Origin of the sequence: Dokdonia sp. (assembly GCF_039945015.1) — a bacterium.
Lineage (GTDB): Bacteria > Bacteroidota > Bacteroidia > Flavobacteriales > Flavobacteriaceae > Dokdonia.
Genome location: NZ_JBDUXP010000024.1, coordinates 1 through 17,215, shown reverse-complemented (window position 1 = coordinate 17,215; position 17,215 = coordinate 1). Strand labels below are relative to the sequence as shown.

The 17,215-nt window shown below is 35.3% G+C and carries 10 protein-coding genes; 6 read left to right on the top strand and 4 right to left on the bottom strand.

What is annotated here, in order from left to right; genetic code table 11:
- Window positions 1–232 precede the first annotated feature (232 nt).
- The gene (locus ABJD27_RS18685; RefSeq protein WP_348162032.1) at window positions 233–2,008 is read left to right on the top strand and encodes a hypothetical protein; all 1,776 of its coding nucleotides are present in this window, start codon (window positions 233–235) and stop codon (window positions 2,006–2,008) included.
- Between the two features lie 12 nt (window positions 2,009–2,020).
- Window positions 2,021–5,644 (top strand): hypothetical protein, encoded by a 3,624-nt coding sequence (locus ABJD27_RS18680; protein WP_348162030.1) that lies wholly within the window; start codon window positions 2,021–2,023, stop codon window positions 5,642–5,644.
- Between the two features lie 73 nt (window positions 5,645–5,717).
- On the opposite strand, the gene ABJD27_RS18675 is transcribed toward ABJD27_RS18680, so the two are convergent.
- Window positions 5,718–6,137, bottom strand: coding sequence for a nucleoside-diphosphate kinase (locus ABJD27_RS18675; protein ID WP_348162028.1), 420 nt, complete (start codon window positions 6,135–6,137; stop codon window positions 5,718–5,720).
- Between the two features lie 230 nt (window positions 6,138–6,367).
- Between ABJD27_RS18675 and ABJD27_RS18670 the strand changes: the two genes are divergently transcribed.
- From ABJD27_RS18670 to ABJD27_RS18660, 3 genes are read left to right on the top strand one after another with little or no spacing between them, the layout of a single operon-like run.
- Entirely contained in the window at window positions 6,368–7,378 is a 1,011-nt protein-coding gene (locus ABJD27_RS18670; protein ID WP_348162026.1) for a bifunctional oligoribonuclease/PAP phosphatase NrnA, read from the top strand.
- A 3-nt stretch (window positions 7,379–7,381) separates the two neighbouring features.
- The gene (gene gldI, locus ABJD27_RS18665) at window positions 7,382–7,936 is read left to right on the top strand and encodes a gliding motility-associated peptidyl-prolyl isomerase GldI (RefSeq protein WP_348162024.1); all 555 of its coding nucleotides are present in this window, start codon (window positions 7,382–7,384) and stop codon (window positions 7,934–7,936) included.
- A 19-nt stretch (window positions 7,937–7,955) separates the two neighbouring features.
- Complete coding sequence (locus tag ABJD27_RS18660; RefSeq protein WP_348162022.1) at window positions 7,956–9,083, top strand: peptidylprolyl isomerase; 1,128 nt, start codon at window positions 7,956–7,958, stop codon at window positions 9,081–9,083.
- 74 nt (window positions 9,084–9,157) lie between these two features.
- Here the strand turns inward: ABJD27_RS18660 and ABJD27_RS18655 are convergent, their stop codons facing one another.
- Window positions 9,158–10,621: an aminoacyl-histidine dipeptidase gene (locus ABJD27_RS18655; protein WP_348162020.1), complete on the bottom strand. Its 1,464-nt coding sequence runs from the start codon at window positions 10,619–10,621 to the stop codon at window positions 9,158–9,160.
- Window positions 10,622–10,665: 44 nt separating this feature from the next.
- The gene (locus ABJD27_RS18650) at window positions 10,666–11,409 is read right to left on the bottom strand and encodes a CDP-alcohol phosphatidyltransferase family protein (protein WP_348162018.1); all 744 of its coding nucleotides are present in this window, start codon (window positions 11,407–11,409) and stop codon (window positions 10,666–10,668) included.
- 123 nt (window positions 11,410–11,532) lie between these two features.
- Here ABJD27_RS18650 and ABJD27_RS18645 point away from each other — a divergent pair, with 123 nt between their 5' ends.
- Window positions 11,533–12,600: a PorV/PorQ family protein gene (locus tag ABJD27_RS18645; RefSeq protein ID WP_348162016.1), complete on the top strand. Its 1,068-nt coding sequence runs from the start codon at window positions 11,533–11,535 to the stop codon at window positions 12,598–12,600.
- Window positions 12,601–13,018: 418 nt separating this feature from the next.
- On the opposite strand, the gene ABJD27_RS18640 is transcribed toward ABJD27_RS18645, so the two are convergent.
- On the bottom strand, window positions 13,019–17,215 hold a 4,197-nt coding region (locus tag ABJD27_RS18640), incomplete at its 5' end, for a T9SS type B sorting domain-containing protein (protein ID WP_348202085.1).

Genomic DNA, 17,215 nt, shown 5'->3' with positions numbered 1-17,215 from the left:
ATGTTTTAAAAATCAACATGTTAAATATTTATTTTATGCAAAAGTATATTCCTTCTCAAAGAATTGAATTTATTTTTTCTGCATAAAAACATATTTTTTAACTACACAATTCCTTCTATTCACGCATCCCCGTAAAAACACCTGTTTTTGCTCATATACGTAGGTGTACGTATTTCTTTCTATTGTTTCAGAATTTAATTTTAACCTGTTAATCCTTAAAAAATAAATTCTTATGAGCACTTCACAATCCAATCTTTCTTTACCAAAATATGGGTACGATATGGTCGTTTCTGTCACCCAAGCATCTATAAATGCTACCATGAAAGAATTCTTAGACACGTTTAACGGCAATCAATTTATTATGTGTTATAAAGACACTGATGACAATGAAAATATTGTTCCTATGGACTACGAAGCTCTTAAGAAAGAACTCGGTGCTGATCCATTTGATATCCCTAATGGAGAAACTCAAGAGAATGATCTTGTAGAAAAGCTAGATGAACTAGGGTTTGTATTTGCATTTAGAGCTACAATGGGGCTTCCTTTAGAATTTGAACTAAACGAAATTCCTAATGTGATTACGCTAGACAAAGGAAATTCTATGGTCACCTATAAACTAGTCTGTAAAGAATTTGAAATTTTAAACCTAAACTACCGCCGAAGAAAACTAAGTTGGAGCAACATACGACAATCTGAACAAGAACAGCCTTGGGTATTTACTTTTAATGTCAACTTAGATTTAAGATCTAATGATTCTGCTTTTAGTGAATTACCTATAACTGTACAACAAAAGATAAAAAATCTTAACCCAGATTCCATGTTTAGTGTACAGCAATTGTACCTTGATCTGAATACTGCAGGATTAGAATCTAGCCCTGAAATCTCTGGACTAGAACCCACAAGCACTGCATTTATATACCTCACCAAAATTTTTATCAATCAATACTTTAAAAACTTAAAAGAACACAATCAATCTGGAGACAATCCAAATGGTGATTTCTTATTAGGATATAGTGTAAAACCCCAAGAGCCTATAAAAAAATCATCTGTCGTACCTACCGATCTTAATTTTATGGTCTCTCCTTATATAGATGAAAAAGGGGTTCCTACAAAAAATTATGACCTGTTTACTTTGAACTATTTGGTGATGACAAACAATAATCATATGCCAGCCCCAGTACCTTTTGAATGGAATTGGGTAGCATCTTCTCAAAAACGTGATTTTAGTGGGACTATGGCGATACGAAAAGGTATTTTTGTTTCTTACTTAAACACTCTTTTAGCACCTTCATTAAATACGATTTCCTTAATTCCTAAAAGTAGTGTTACATGTCGCCCAGAAATTGAAAATGCACTTAAACCATTTATATATGAATTTGATGCAACTCCAGACACTACTGCTAAATTATATAATATTATCAATGACGGTACTTCTCATGTATTGAGTTATACATTTGATAAAACCAGCGGCAACAAATCTGGTTTTTGTTGGATGAATGGTAGTGAAGTAAAGTTTAATTACAGTGTAGGTTCTGATATCCATTTAGAAGCAAATAAAATCAAAATCAAAACAAAAGCGGTTGCTTATGTTTATTTTGAAGCAGACTTAGGAAAAGTAGAAGGTAACCTTATTGATTATACCATCGAAACTACATATCTCATAGGTGTAGATGCTTATGGAAACTTTACAGTAACTATAGAAAATGGAAAATCTACTATCACAGATAATTCAGAGAAGTTAAAATCAGATGTTTGGTTAGATATCATGACATTTGGTACTATAGATGATTTTTTTGATCACCTAAATAGTAAAATAGATTCTATTAAAACTGCTTATGTCAATGGGTTTGACAAAAAAATCTTAAGCATGTTAAATGGTTCTGGAGTATGGGTCTTCCCTGGAGGAAAAACCTTTGTTTTTAAAGACGTTGGTTTTTCTGAACACCAAGATTTAGTTACTCATGTAACTTATGCAAGCCCGTCATCTACCAATTTTAAAAAACGTTAATCTCTAGAACTTATGAAAACTAATATATCGTACTCTTCGGAGTTAATGCAAAATTTTAAGCACGCAGAAATTGTAGCTCCAGATACTAAATTTGAAGCACTACAAACCAATCAAGGACATTCTTTATTCTTTTCTATAGGAACTGATCATAATTTTTATATCACTAGAGAAGTAATAGGTTCAAAAACTGGGTATTCAAAAAGTGATCAAAGTACCGAGCTCTCTCGTTTTCACGAAGGTGAAAAAGTCATTGCAAAAACCTTTAGTGTTTCTCAAGATATAAATACAGGCGCTATTGTTATGATACTAGCAGTCAGTGTAAATGATCATGATTTTATATACACCGCTTCTGCCTCAAAAAACAATGATGCAGATTGGGAAGAAGATATTCAATGGACAAACATTCCTTTTGATGATAAAGACCATCATTTTTCTAAAATAGTAGTCACAGAAACCTACATTAATCAAACTGCGGCAAAACAATACATTGTAGTTGACATCTTAAAAGATCCAGAAAGTACGCAAGGATTTGTATTTAGATATTTTATAGATTTAAAAAAGAAAGTAACCGGTTCGTATTGGATAGCCCATGATTTATCAGCAAATCTACATGCAGAAAGCATTACAAGTTGTTTAGGAAAAAAAGATCCTCGTGTTGCAGGCATCTATACTCTTGGGAATATTAATGGAAAACAAGAACTTATTTATACGCCTCTTTATAATCCGTATGATCCTTCTGTTGCTCCAACGGCAACACGATTGGAATTTCCAAAAGAAACTTCTGCTATATCCGCAGTATCTACAGATAACAAGACTACGCATCTCTTTATAGCTGGAGGTAATAATCTAAGTTATTTCCCTTCAGATAAACAACAAGATGGGAGTACTTCCGTAAAGATTATGGAACATAAACTATTTGGTAGTGTAGAAACTCTTTATACCACTTTTCAAAAAGGTAATGTTGTAGTTTGGGGACTTAATAGAGCGCAGCAAATATTTTATACCTCTTGTGATAGTACTAAAATAGATCATCCTGCTGCATGGTCTCATCCTATTACATTACTTGAAGGAGTACAAGAACTTACGACATATATAAATAGAGTCAATCAAGGAAATACTTTTTTTGCACATGTAGGCGCAAATAGATTAACCAAAGCTATACAAAGCCCCGTAACTTCTATTTGGTCTTATGATGATATTCTTTTACCATCATTAGATATTAATGACACAAAATCTCTCAAATTAAATTCATACACTACTCGGATCCGAGTCACTAATGACCATAACCAACCTATTTTTCAAGATGAAGATAATAACCATATTGAGTTAGACATTGCTTCAGACACAAGAACTAGTGTTTATATAAATAACAGGTATTATCTTCTTGACACTTCTCCCATTCCTATAAAAGTAGATCATATGGGAGCTATCACTATTGTAGAAATAGCACATAATACTTTAAGCGCTGCTGGGTATACTATATATGGATCAGATGGTAAAAATATCTCTATAAATCCTATGGAAGGGCCTCAAAACAAGCTTGCAGCTTTAAATACGGTAGATAAATTGAGTAAGGCTGAGATTAGATATAATGATGGATCTGTAAAAGCATTAATCCATAAAGACACTTCTAAAGAAGACAAAGAAGAAGTTGTACAATCTATCCAACAGCTTATGGAAATTTCTAATTCCTTAAAAAAAGGACCTACATCAAGAAGGGCTTCTGCAAAAGTAGTAGCAGTAGATTGGGCAAACATCCCTTTACAAAATGTACAAACTTTTAATTTTGGAATTACATCTACACAACAAAGAAGAAGTTTACAACAATCAGGAGTATTACTTCAAAGTAGACAAACAAGAGGCATGGAAGTCATAGATTTTTCTAAAGCTATTGAAGTAGCTGCTGGAGATGTCATAAGTTTCTTTGAAAATGTAGCACATGATATTTCTGAGTTTTTTATTGTTCAGGCCGAAAATGCTTGGCATTTTATAGTACACATAGGTAAAGAGATTGTTCGTTTTGTAATTAATAGTGCTCAAAAAATAATAAGCGCTATCGAGTTTATTTTTGATGCCATTAAAACGGGTATTGAAGACCTTATAGATTTTCTAAGTTTCTTCTTTGATTGGGATGATTTAGTAAGAACTAAAGATGTTTTCAAAAATTTACTATTACTCACCATGCACAATAGTGTAGATATGGTAGAATCCTTAAAAGGGGAGCTTGCTAAATTTACGGGGATGCTAAAAACTCATATTGATGATTGGGGAGGTATTGAAAAAGATACTTGGGAGCGTATAGATTACAGTACCAAAACCATGTCTCATGCAAATAAGCAAGTTGACTTTACCGAAGCTTTTTCTTCCCCAGCTATGTTTTTGCAGCAACATTTTACTGATAATGTTTCTCAACTAGAAGATGGAGAAGGTATTCATGCTGCAAAAACAGGACTAGTGGGTCTTATAGATGTATTATACACAGCACTTATGAATCAAGGAACTGTGTTTAGTAGTGCTATAGAACGTATTGACACAGAAATCCTCCAAAAAGATCCTCTAAACATGAAATTTGGAGATTTACTTAAAAAAATTGCAGCTATTGTTTTTGATGCTCTCATCAATACAGCTGAAAATTTTATTGATCTTATCATTGATCTTTTTGTTTTAATAGCAAGAACTGCTATCGAAGTTATAGACGAGCCTATTATATTCCCTATAATACATGATATACTAGAAGATGCTTTAGGAATTAAAATACGTTTCTCACTTCTAGATATTATTTGTATGATTGGTGCTGTACCTGCCACTATTATTTATAAAGCTGCTCTAAAAAAAGCACCTTTCTCAAAAGATGATGGATTTAGCCAAAAAATAATAGATGCCACATCCGTAGCAGATCTTAAAGCAAGCTTCTCTCCTACTCATCAAAGACAAATGACCAGAAGTCGTTCTCGTAATGAAAAAGAAACTTCTTCTTTTATTCCTATTGAATTCTCACACGATGTTAGAGAAATTATATTTATAGTAGGTCACAGTATTTCGGGAATCGTAGGAATTATAGGTTCTGGACTCGTATTTGCTCAAAATGCTACTGAATTTGGTGCAGGTCCTTTAGAAACACCTATTGCCATTCTAGGTGCAGTAAGTGCTGGAGCAGCAGGAATCACAGGACTCATTGCTGCACCAACTCCTATTAAAGACCCAGTTTGGTCCTTAATTTCTTCTGGAGCAAGTGGAGCGACACTTCTAGCCAAAATTATATTTAAAGGAATTTCATTAGGGAAAGGAGGGTTTAATACTCCAGATGCTGGAATTGCTTTTGAAGGTACTGTAAAAAAAGTAGGAGCTGGTGTAAATTCAGTCATTGGTGTAGTAGCTATGACGGCATCAGTCTATCATATTGTTGAACTATCAAATACACCAAAATCTACTAATAGAACGCTTGCCGTTGTCATAGAATCTGGAAATATGTGTGGGTACCTTAGTCGTATTACAGAATTCGCCGCATTGGTAGATCCAGAAGTTTTTTCAAAATTTGGATTAGGATTTCTTACAGGTGAGTTAGTAGCTCTCAATGGGTTATTAGAGCTAGGAGCAGGAATTGGTAATATTGTAGATTTAGCAGAGGCCTCTTAATATTTCTATTAAAAACAAAAGACGCTATCTTTTCAGATAGCGTCTTTATTATATAATATATGTTTTAATACGATTAAAACATCTCTCTTCCAGAAAAATGGAAAGCACCTTCTATTGCTGCATTCTCATCACTATCACTACCGTGAACAGCATTTTCTCCCATAGAAGTTGCATATAAAGCTCTTATAGTTCCTTCAGCTGCGTCTGCTGGGTTTGTTGCTCCGATTAATGTACGGAAATCTGCAACTGCATTTTCTTTTTCAAGAATCGCCGCAACGATAGGGCCACGAGTCATAAACTCAACTAACTCTCCAAAAAATGGACGCTCATTATGTACCGCATAAAAAGCTTCAGCGTCTGCTTTAGTCATTTGTGTAAGTTTCATCGCTACAATACGGAAACCACTCGCTGTAATTTTCTCTAAAATTGCTCCGATGTGTCCATTCTCTACGCCATCAGGCTTAATCATTGTAAATGTTCTATTTGTTGCCATAGTTTTCAGGTGATTCCCATATCGGAGGGAATCTTGTATTTAAATATGTATATTATTTTTTAAGCTTTCGCGAAAGCGTATAGCTTCCTTTTAAATTAGGCGCAAAAATAGTGCTTTTCTATAGTATGTATATGATAAGATTCCATCAAATTCGAATTCTTCTTTGCATTTTGCAAATTATTAACAAACTTTATAAACCATCATAGCCATAAATTGTATCTTCGCTCACTATGAATTCTAGTGATATAAAGACTGTACAAACGCTATTGAGTACTCCTAAATCTATTGTTATTGTACCACACAAAAATCCAGATGGAGATGCTATGGGAAGTACATTGGCGTTGTGTAAATATCTTATTAAAATAGGACATAAAGCAACAGTGATTGCTCCTAATGACTATCCTCATTTTTTAAAATGGTTACCAGGTCATGAAGATGTTTTAATTTTTAACTCTTCTATTATCGCTGCCAAAGAAAAAATAGAAGAAGCCCACGTTATTTTCACATTAGATTTTAATGACTTTTCTAGAACAGGAGATATGGGAGAAGTACTTGCGACTTCTAACGCAGATTTTGTCATGATAGACCACCATCAACAACCATCTGATTATGCTGTAGTTACTTATAGTGACACAAGTATGAGTAGTACTTGTGAGATGGTATATCATTTTCTAGATGCACTAGATGCTACAGATCAAATAGATGCAGATATGGCTAGTTGTTTATATACAGGAATCATGACCGATACTGGTTCTTTTAGATTTCCATCTACAACAGCCACAACTCATAAAGTAATAGCACATCTTATTGCTAGTGGGGCAGATAACTCTGGTATTCATCGTAATATTTATGATACAAATAGTTATTCAAAATTACAGTTGCTAGGAGTAGCTCTTAAAAACCTAAGAGTCCTTCCTGAGTATAAGACAGCTTATATTACCTTATCTCAAAAAGAACTAGATGACCACAAATTTCAAAAGGGAGATACAGAAGGTTTTGTAAATTATGGCCTTTCACTAAAAGGAATTATTTTTGCTGTCATATTTATAGAAAATAAAGCTGATACTATTATAAAAATGTCACTTCGTTCAAAAGGAGATTTTTCTGTAAATGAATTTGCTAGAGCACATTATAGCGGTGGTGGACATACAAATGCAGCTGGAGGAAAAAGTGATCTATCTCTAGAAGAAACAATAGCTCAATTTATTAGTATATTACCACGTTATAAAGACAAATTGTAAGTTATGAAGAAAGGGATTTTAATGATACTATGTGTAGCTAGCCTCTTTGCTTGTAAAGGACCAGAAGCTAGAGTTCCCATTTCTCAAAAATCAGGATCTTATACCGATGCGTCTATACAACGTAATAAAGAACTTATTGCAGAAGAAGAGGTTATCATTAAAAAGATAATTGCAAAAGATACTGCAAAGACCTATATAGCTTCCGAAAGTGGATTTTGGTATACGTATATAATAAAGGATACTGTTACCTCTAAAAAGCCTATTAAAGGAGATTTAGTCTCCTTTACATATGATATAAAGTCATTACAAGGAACAACAATACTCTCTAGAGACAATATAGGAAACCAAGTTGTCAAAATAGATCAAAGTAATCAAGATTTAATCTCTGGTATACGAGATGGACTTAAGCTTTTAAAAGAAGGAGAAACCATTAGATTCTTATTTCCTTCTCATAAAGCATATGGATATTATGGATTGGAAGATAAAATAGGGAGTAACGTTCCTATACAATCTACCGTAAGTTTACTTAAAATTAAAGAAGATAATCAACCCGAATAATTAATACATTTTTTAACCCATGAAAAAAATACACATGTTACTTATTGTTGCCCTATTTTCATTACTCTCATGTAATGACAAATACCCAGAATTAGAAGATGGCATTTATGCAGAGTTTATCACCGATAAAGGTACTCTGGTTGCCGAGTTATTCTATGAAGATGCTCCAGCTACTGTAGCAAATTTTGTAGCACTTGCAGAAGGAACGCATACTATGACAGATAGTGCTTATGCAGGAAAGCCATACTATAATGGTTTAAAATTCCATAGAATTATTAAAGATTTTATGATTCAAGGTGGTGATCCAAAAGGAACTGGAAGCGGTGATCCTGGATATAAATTTCACGATGAGTTTTCTGAAAAGAAACACGATACAGTAGGAATACTCTCAATGGCAAATAGTGGACCTAATACAAACGGAAGTCAATTCTTTATAACACACAAACCTACACCACACCTTAATGGAAGGCATACTGTGTGGGGTGAAACAGTGATTGGTTTTGACGTTATTGATTCTATTACCGGTGTTGAAATGCTAGACCCAAGAGCTGGAAAGCCTAAAGGAGATGTATTTATGCAACAAGTAAATATTATACGTAAAGGTAGCTTTGCAAAAAAGTATGATGCTCCTGCTACATTTATTGCTGAATTAGCAAAACATGAGGAAAAGAAAGCTGCAGAGATTGCTGAAAAAGCAAAAACGTATGCTAAAGTAAAAGCTACGTTTGATGCAAAAAGATCAGATACAGAAAAACTTCCTAGCGGTCTTGAAATACACTGGGATCATAAAGGAAAAGGACAGCAACCTGCAATAGGTAGTACTTTTATGGCGCATTATGCAGGATACTTTGCAAGCGGAGAGTTATTTGATACAAGCATAGAAGAAGTTGCAAAAAGTCAAGGTCAATTTGATGAGCGTCGTAAAGCTGGTGGAGGGTATGCACCTATGCAAAGAAAATATAGTCCAGATGTAGGTCTTATTCCAGGATTTAAAGAAGGATTATTAAAAATGAGTGTAGGAGATAAAGTGACATTATTTATCCCTTCGCATTTAGGATACGGTCCTTCTGGTTTCCGTGGCGTTATTCCTCCTAATGCAGATCTTGTTTTTGAATTAGAAATGGTAGGTATCGCAGATGAAAAATAAATCATCAAAACTATAGGAATTAAAAAAGGCTGAGATGTATATCTCAGCCTTTTTTAATATATACTAATACCTGTTTATTTTGCAGGAATATCTTTTAAAATTTCTAACACAAAGTTCCAATACTTTTTTGCAGAAGATATACTTGCACGTTCATCGGGAGAGTGTGCTCCTTTAATCGTAGGTCCAAAAGAAATCATATCCATTTCTGGGTAATTTTGTCCAAGAATACCACATTCTAAACCTGCATGGCAAGCTGCTACGTGAGGCTCTGTATTGTTAATGTTTTTATATTTATCTACTAGTACTTGTAAAATAGGGCTCTTCATATTAGGGGCCCATCCAGGATAATCCCCAGACAAATCTACCTCACATCCTATTAATTCAAAAGTAGCTCGCAGTGCATTTGCAAGATCTGTTTTAGAAGACTCGACAGATGAACGTGTAAGACATCCTATTTTTATAGCTCCATTCTGTACAAGAACACGTGCTATATTATTAGACGTCTCTACTAGGTTCTCAATATCTGGACTCATACGATATACTCCATTATGTGCCGCATATAATGCTTTTGTCAACCCTTCTTGAACACCTAGATCCATGACTTTTTCTGGAGTTTTTGTTTCTTCAAGGATGATTTCAAGGTCAGATTCTAATGTTGCATATTCATTTTTAATAGCTTTTACTAGTGTTCCAAATTCAAATTCAAAACTTTCTTGATGTACCTTATCTACAACTATTGTTGCAAAACTCTCCCTTGGAATTGCGTTACGTAAACTACCTCCATCTATTTGAGCAATACGTAATCCAAAATTTTCGAATCCATTATACAGTAAACGATTCATAAGCTTATTTGCATTCCCTAATCCCTTGTCGATATCCATTCCTGAATGCCCTCCATTAAGACCTCTTACAGTAATGCTATACCCAGTCTTGCCTTCTCCTACAGCTTCTTCTGCATATGAGCGGGTAGCAGTTACATCAATACCACCAGCACACCCTACGCCAATCTCATCATCTTCTTCTGTATCTAGATTAAGAAGGATATCTCCCTTAAGAACCCCTTCTTTGAGACCCATAGCACCTGTCATTCCAGTTTCCTCATCTATCGTAAATAATGCTTCTATTGCTGGATGTACAATAGAATCACTTTCTAAAATTGCCATAATCGTGGCAACGCCAAGTCCATTATCTGCTCCTAACGTTGTTCCATTTGCTCTAACCCAATCCCCATCAATATACATTTCTATACCTTGAGTATCAAAATCAAAAGTAGTATCAGAATTTTTTTGATGTACCATATCTAAGTGTGATTGCATCACGACCATCTTACGGTCTTCCAAACCTTGTGTTGCAGGTTTACGTATAATCACATTTCCTACTTCATCTTCTAAAGTTTCAAGGTTTAGTTTTTTTCCAAAATCCTTCATAAACTGTATCACTCGCTCTTCTTTTTTTGATGGGCGAGGTACTGCGTTAAGGTCTGCAAATTTATTCCATAGCGCTTTAGGCTCTAATGCTCTTACTTCTGGGTTTGTCATGGATACTTTATTTTTAACAAAGATACTTTCTAAAGTCAAAATAGCTATTCCTTTTCTTCAGAATATGTAGATTTTTCAGGGAAAAACAATGATAACAAAACATACAGTATAATAAGTAATGGTATTGCTAGATAATGCAATACAATAATTAAAAGTACACTTATGATAAGAAATAGGTAACGTACTTTATTTTTTGCAAAATCCCACGTCTTAAATTTAAGCGCAAATAAAGGAATCTCTGCATTAAGCATATAACTACTTAATAATGTAATGCCTATTAATACATATGGGTTTGTTAATAACGCTTTCGCGAAAGCGTACTCTTGATACATTAAAATTAAAGGAATACTTAAAATAAATAACGTATTAGCTGGTGTAGGTAATCCAATAAATGAATTTGTCTGACGATCATCTACATTAAACTTTGCTAGTCGATATGCCGAAGCTAGTGTAATTGCAAAGCCTAGGTATGCTATATTAAAATGAGATGCTTCTAAGGAAGTTCCCCAAGGAATATCATTCGTATTTAGTAATAATTGATACATCACAATACCTGGAACCACGCCACTAGTCACCATATCTGCTAGTGAATCTAGTTGTAATCCCACTTCGCTTTGCACATTAAAAAGTCTTGCAAAAAAGCCATCAAAAAAGTCAAAAAAGATACCTAAAGCTACAAAAATAGCGGCGTATTCCATTTGATTATGAACAGCAAATAATACGGCTATACAGCCACTAAGGAGGTTACCCATAGTAAGGGCATTGGGGATATATTTTTTGAGTTGCATCGTTAGTATTTGTGTAAAAATAGGAAAGAAAATTATTTAAGTTGGCATACATACAATATCTACTTTAAAATAAAGTTTAGATTGTGTAATAAAAGAGGGATATTTGCCCCGTAATTACTGCTTTTGAAAAAGAATATATCCATAATTTTCCTGCTACTTACTATAACTGTAAGTGCACAAGCCGTGCGTAAATACTCAAATGAGTTTTTAAACATCGGAGTAGACGCTGCCGCATTAGGTCAAAGTAATGCTGTCGTAGCTAGTACCAATGATGTAAATTCTGGATATTGGAATCCGGCTGGACTTGTTCATCTAGAAGATAATCAAGTATCTATCATGCATGCATCTTACTTTGCAAACATTGCAAATTTTGATTACATCGCTTTTGCAAAACCGTTAGATGACAAGAGTGCTATTGGTCTTTCTGTGATACGTTTTGGTGTAGATGATATTTTAAACACCACACAACTTATAGATTCAGAAGGAAATATTGATTTTAATAGAGTTAGTTTATTTTCTACTGCAGATTGGGCTGTTACTTTCTCGTATGCCCGTAAATTACCCTTAGATGGTCTTAATATAGGTGTAAACGCAAAAGTAGTACGACGTGTGATTGGGGATTTTGCAAATAGCTGGGGATTTGGACTTGATGTAGGTTTACAATGGAAAAAAGGGAAATGGGATTTTGGAATAATGGCTCGTGATATTACAACAACCGTAAATGCTTGGAGTATTGATGAAGATGAATTTGCTACTATAAGCGATGCTGTAGAAGGTCAGAATCAAGATTTACCTGAGAGTACTGAAATTACGATTCCAAAATTACAAGCTGGATTTGGAAGATCTTGGATACATCATTATGATTATAGTTTTAAAGCCGAAATAGACCTTAATGTTCGTTTTGCACAAACCAATGATATCATATCTTCTTCTGCCGTGAGTGTTACTCCCGCAGTAGGCTTTGAGTTTGGATATGCTGAGCTTGTATATGTACGAGCGGGTGTTGGAAATTTTCAAGAAATCACAGAGTTAGATAACTCCACAACGGTAGGCTTTCAACCTAATATAGGTGTTGGTTTTAAATACAAAGGTATTCACGTCGATTATGCTCTTACTGATATAGGTGATCAAAGTGCTGCTATCTACTCTAATGTATTTTCTCTTAAATTAGATTGGGAACTCTTTAGATAAATAATTCCTCTTAATTTATTATAAAAAAACATAGTTTCCTCCCCTATTTTACTTAATAGAATCTCTACTCTCTTTTATATAATCATTTATCACTTAAATATCTATTTAGTTCACACCATATTTCTTATCTGAACGAGTACAGATATATAATGTTAATCCTTAGTATCTTCTTATCATTATTCTATCTTTTTTAAAATAAAAACGATTAGAAGCATTTATAATAGAACTTGGAATCTTCTCTATTTTTCATAAACGCTTTCTGGGTAAACATATAAGTACCCTAAAAGAATATATATTAAATTTTAAAACATAAATCAGCGAGATAAATCTTAGCGTATTAAATTATTTTATAAAAGAAAACCTCCTAGTATAATCACTAGGAGGTTTTCTTTTATAGTATTCTCTTTTTAAAAGAGTCTTATCTTTTTAAAGTAAAGTGCCCTACAAATTCTCTTTGGGTAAATTCTCCATCTGGTTCTGTAAAGTTAACTCTAAACCAATAATCATCAGATTGTAATGGTTGACCATTAAAGGTACCATCCCAACCTTCACTAGTTGGACTCAACTGTTTGATTAACTTCCCAAAACGATCAAATATGTAAATCTTCGCATTTAGATTTGGTGCCACTCCAATTCCTATGATATTCCACGTATCGTGAAAACCATCTGCATTTGGAGTAAGGAATCTTGGGTAATCTATAATTCCAATGACCACCTCTGAGATACTACACTCTCCTGAGATTCTACGCCCAAATACCGTATGCTCCCCTGGAGAAACTCCTGTAAAGGTCGTACCTGATTGGAAAGGACCATCATCTATAGCATATTCAAAATCCTCTGGACTGCTATTAAATGCACTCACATAGGTAACCTCTACCGTATAAAGACCTCCTGGATTAAATGAACTCTCTACAACTTCTGCTGTAAAGACAGGTGCACTCACCGCTACATAACTCGTATTGGCTACATAATCACAACTAGTAATCACACCAGCTCCATTGTCATAGGTCGCTGTAATGGTTACCTCATACTCTCCTTGTTGATCTACAAGTACGGTTGGCTCTAAAGAAACTAGAACTCCATCTCGTGTCCAAGTATAAGCATAACTGTCTTCATCTAATATTGGATCTTCTACACTTCCATCTAGTAAGAAAGGTTCTAATGACTCTCCTGTTTGCTCATCTACACAAATCTCTCCCCCTTCATCACTTAAGTCGGTAAATGGTAATGGCTCTACAAACAACATAAACTCAATCACAGCCGTTGACTCACACATACTAGCTGTGTTAATCGCTCTTGCATAAATCGTCTGTGGATCACTCGTATTGACAAAAGCCGTAGGATCTAGAATCTCATTCTCCATATTTTGTGCATCTACTAAGGATGTATAATAGACGACCGATGTCGTTGCTTCTCCTCCTGTAATCACATCATTTTGTTGTGTCAAATCAAAGGTAGATACATCCTGTACTGGAATACCATTGATCCCTGGATCATCAGCACACTGTGTGATATCATCTGCTGGATTTGCCTCTGGACGCGTCTCTACGGTAAAGATCACACTTCCAAAAGAAGCACAACCTGTTGTCGTATTCTCTACTCTAAAGAAAATCTCATCACCATCGGTTACTGTAAATAATACCGATTGATCTATTGGGAAAGCAGTGTTCTCTGCCTCAATAGCCGTATTGTGATATGAAATAGTAAAGTCAGCTGTGTTCTGTGGTGCAACTAAGAACCCAGCATCATCTGCCAAGGTCATTAGGTCTACCTCTCCCATAGTATCATCTCCATCAAACTCTTCACAGAAAGTATAATCATAGGGAGTGTCTTGAACTAAAATTGGTAATGGGTTTACAATAACATCAAATGGAACAATCACAAAACAAGCAGTACCATCAGGTAGAATACTTGTCGTACTATCTACTCTAGCATACAATGTTTGTCCTCCTGGAATTGTATTGGTATAAAGAATCTCTCCCCCAACTCCTATGGTTGTTACAATATCCATAGCGTCAAATGGTGTCGCTTCTGCTAATGTCAAATCATCAAAAATACTTACCGTTACTGGTTCTCCTCCTTCGATAACTGTCACCGTCTGGGTAAGATCAAACTCAACAATCCCATTGGTATCATCGCCATCTAAATCATCATCACAAAGCTCAACATTATCTGGTGTCCCTGGACTTGGTAATGGTAACACTTCAATATCAAATGTCGTTTGAGAACTACATCCAGCTAATGAAGTCACAACCACCTGAATCGTTTGTGGATTCAGAATATTCGTATACATATCTGGATCTACAATAGGGGTGTCACTTGCCAAATCAGCTAAGGATGCATAATAAACTACATCTAATAAATCATCGCCTCCTGTAATATCAGTCTCTAATAAAGTTAAATCAAATACGACAACCCCTAATGGATCATCTGCAACACTGTCATCATTACACACCACCATATTAAGATCTACTCCTGCTGGATTGATCACAGGCAAGGCCTCTACAACAATATTAAAACTAGTAACCGCATGACAGTTATTGGCACTTCCATCATTGGTCTCTACACGTACCCAAATGATCTCATCTGGAACCGTGTTCATATTTACATTGGTATATGCAGTAGGTGTTGGTATGGCTGCCACACCATTTTCAGCATCTGCCTCTGTCGTGTGGTAAGTCACGATAAAGTTCCCCTGATCTGCCAATGGAATATTGATTAGAATAGCAGCTTCATTATCTGTAAGATTAAACTGCTCAAAACCATCTCCATCTGTATCACACTCAGTAAGAGGATCTAAATCAGCTGACAATGGAAGGTCTGGCATTGGGAAAACTAAAAGATCAAAACTGTAAATCTTCGTACAACCAGTAGTGGTATCCTCGGCAACAAGATACAATTGTGCCATCCCTGTAATATTGTTATATGGTAACGAGATATCTAATAAACCAGTACCATCATCTAATTGTGCATTGTCAAAAGTTTCGTAAAAACGTAAATTAATACCTGTTAAGCTAGCTAGTAGATCATCATTATAGCTCTGTAGATCAAAATCTGCAAAACCATCATTATCATCATCACAGGCAATACTTACAGCTAAAGGCTCTGGAATAAATGGTAATGGATTTACAATCAAATCGACTGTCGTTTGTGCCATACACATCCCAGCAGCTGTGCTACTAATCTGAATAAAGATAGTTTGTGGTACTGCTCCCGTGTTTACATAAGCATCGGCAGGAGTAATAAAATTGCCTGCATCTAAATCTGCTTGAGATTCATAATACGTAACTGTTAAGGTAAGATCTCCTGCTGTAATACCAGCATCCAATGAGGTTAAATCAAAGAAAGTAATACCATCATCATCTGTTCCTACCAATGGACCTTCACTATCACAAGCTTCTAGTATTGCTGGAGGTGCTGTAAAGACAGGTATCGGTGCAATCGTTGCATTAAAAGGTGCAACAGAAGCACACTCTGTAGCTATATTTTCTAATCGTACCCATATTATAGTCCCTGGTGCAGTTACTAAATAGTTGACAGGATCTCCAATAGGAAAAACATCATCTAAAGCATCCATGTTCTGTTCGTGATAGGTCAAGGTATAATCTAAAGGATCTAAACCTCCTAAGACTGCAGTTTCATTCTGAGTAAGATCAAAGATAACTTGATCTGTACCATCATTACACTCTGTAAGATCTGGTAATGGAAGGGTTATTAATGGAATTGGATTAACAACCAACTCTATTTCTATCACTCTAAAACAAACAGTACTCGTTGCTGGATCAGTATCGGTAGCTCGTACATAAATTGTTCTACTTACACTAGCATAGTTGGCAGGGTCTGCAATAGCAGGGGTTCCTAACTCAGCAGCAGCTAATGTCTCGTGGAAGCTCAACGAAAAGTTAGTCTCGCCATTAAAAATACCAGCGGTCACAACAGGATCGGTAAGATCAAAAATGGCAATACCATCAAAATCATCATCACACACCTCTATTGGATCGATCACCGTCGGAGATGGCAATTGATTCACAGCTAGAGTTAATGTGATAAGATCATAACAGCCTGTCACTACATCCTCTACACGTACCCAAACCGTTTGAGAGGCTGGAACTGCATTTTGATATAAATCTGTTAATGTAGGTGTCCCGGCATCAGCTTCGGCTTCAGTCAAGTGATAACTCACTACCCAATCAGGATTCGCTCCTGTAATCTCATCATCACGACTACGTAAATCAAAGGTAGAAAACTCATCGGTATCACTACCGCTTTCTATATCATCACAAAGCTCGTAAAGAGCAGGTTGAATAGGAGTTGGTAATGGGTTTACTATAAGATCAAGAATCACAGATTGACTACAAAAAGTAGTGGTGCTCTGAGCTACATCAGTCACAACAGCTATAACAGTATTGGTGTTACTGGTATGACTTGTTGGATCTGGAATAACTGGCATCCCTGCATCGGCTGCAGTTTGATCTACAAACCAGGTTATGGTAAATATTGCTGGATCTAATCCATCTAGTATTTGAGATTCTTGAGTCGTTAAATCAAAAACCATAATCCCATCGGCATCATCATCACATAACTCATATGGATCTGGATCCAGATTTGGCATTGG

Coding starts and splice junctions, on each gene's coding strand:
- ABJD27_RS18685 (WP_348162032.1), top strand. CDS start 233: ATGAGCACTTCACAATCCAATCTTTCTTTACCAAAATATGGGTACGAT.
- ABJD27_RS18680 (WP_348162030.1), top strand. CDS start 2,021: ATGAAAACTAATATATCGTACTCTTCGGAGTTAATGCAAAATTTTAAG.
- ABJD27_RS18675 (WP_348162028.1), bottom strand. CDS start 6,137: ATGGCAACAAATAGAACATTTACAATGATTAAGCCTGATGGCGTAGAG.
- ABJD27_RS18670 (WP_348162026.1), top strand. CDS start 6,368: ATGAATTCTAGTGATATAAAGACTGTACAAACGCTATTGAGTACTCCT.
- gldI (WP_348162024.1), top strand. CDS start 7,382: ATGAAGAAAGGGATTTTAATGATACTATGTGTAGCTAGCCTCTTTGCT.
- ABJD27_RS18660 (WP_348162022.1), top strand. CDS start 7,956: ATGAAAAAAATACACATGTTACTTATTGTTGCCCTATTTTCATTACTC.
- ABJD27_RS18655 (WP_348162020.1), bottom strand. CDS start 10,621: ATGACAAACCCAGAAGTAAGAGCATTAGAGCCTAAAGCGCTATGGAAT.
- ABJD27_RS18650 (WP_348162018.1), bottom strand. CDS start 11,409: ATGCAACTCAAAAAATATATCCCCAATGCCCTTACTATGGGTAACCTC.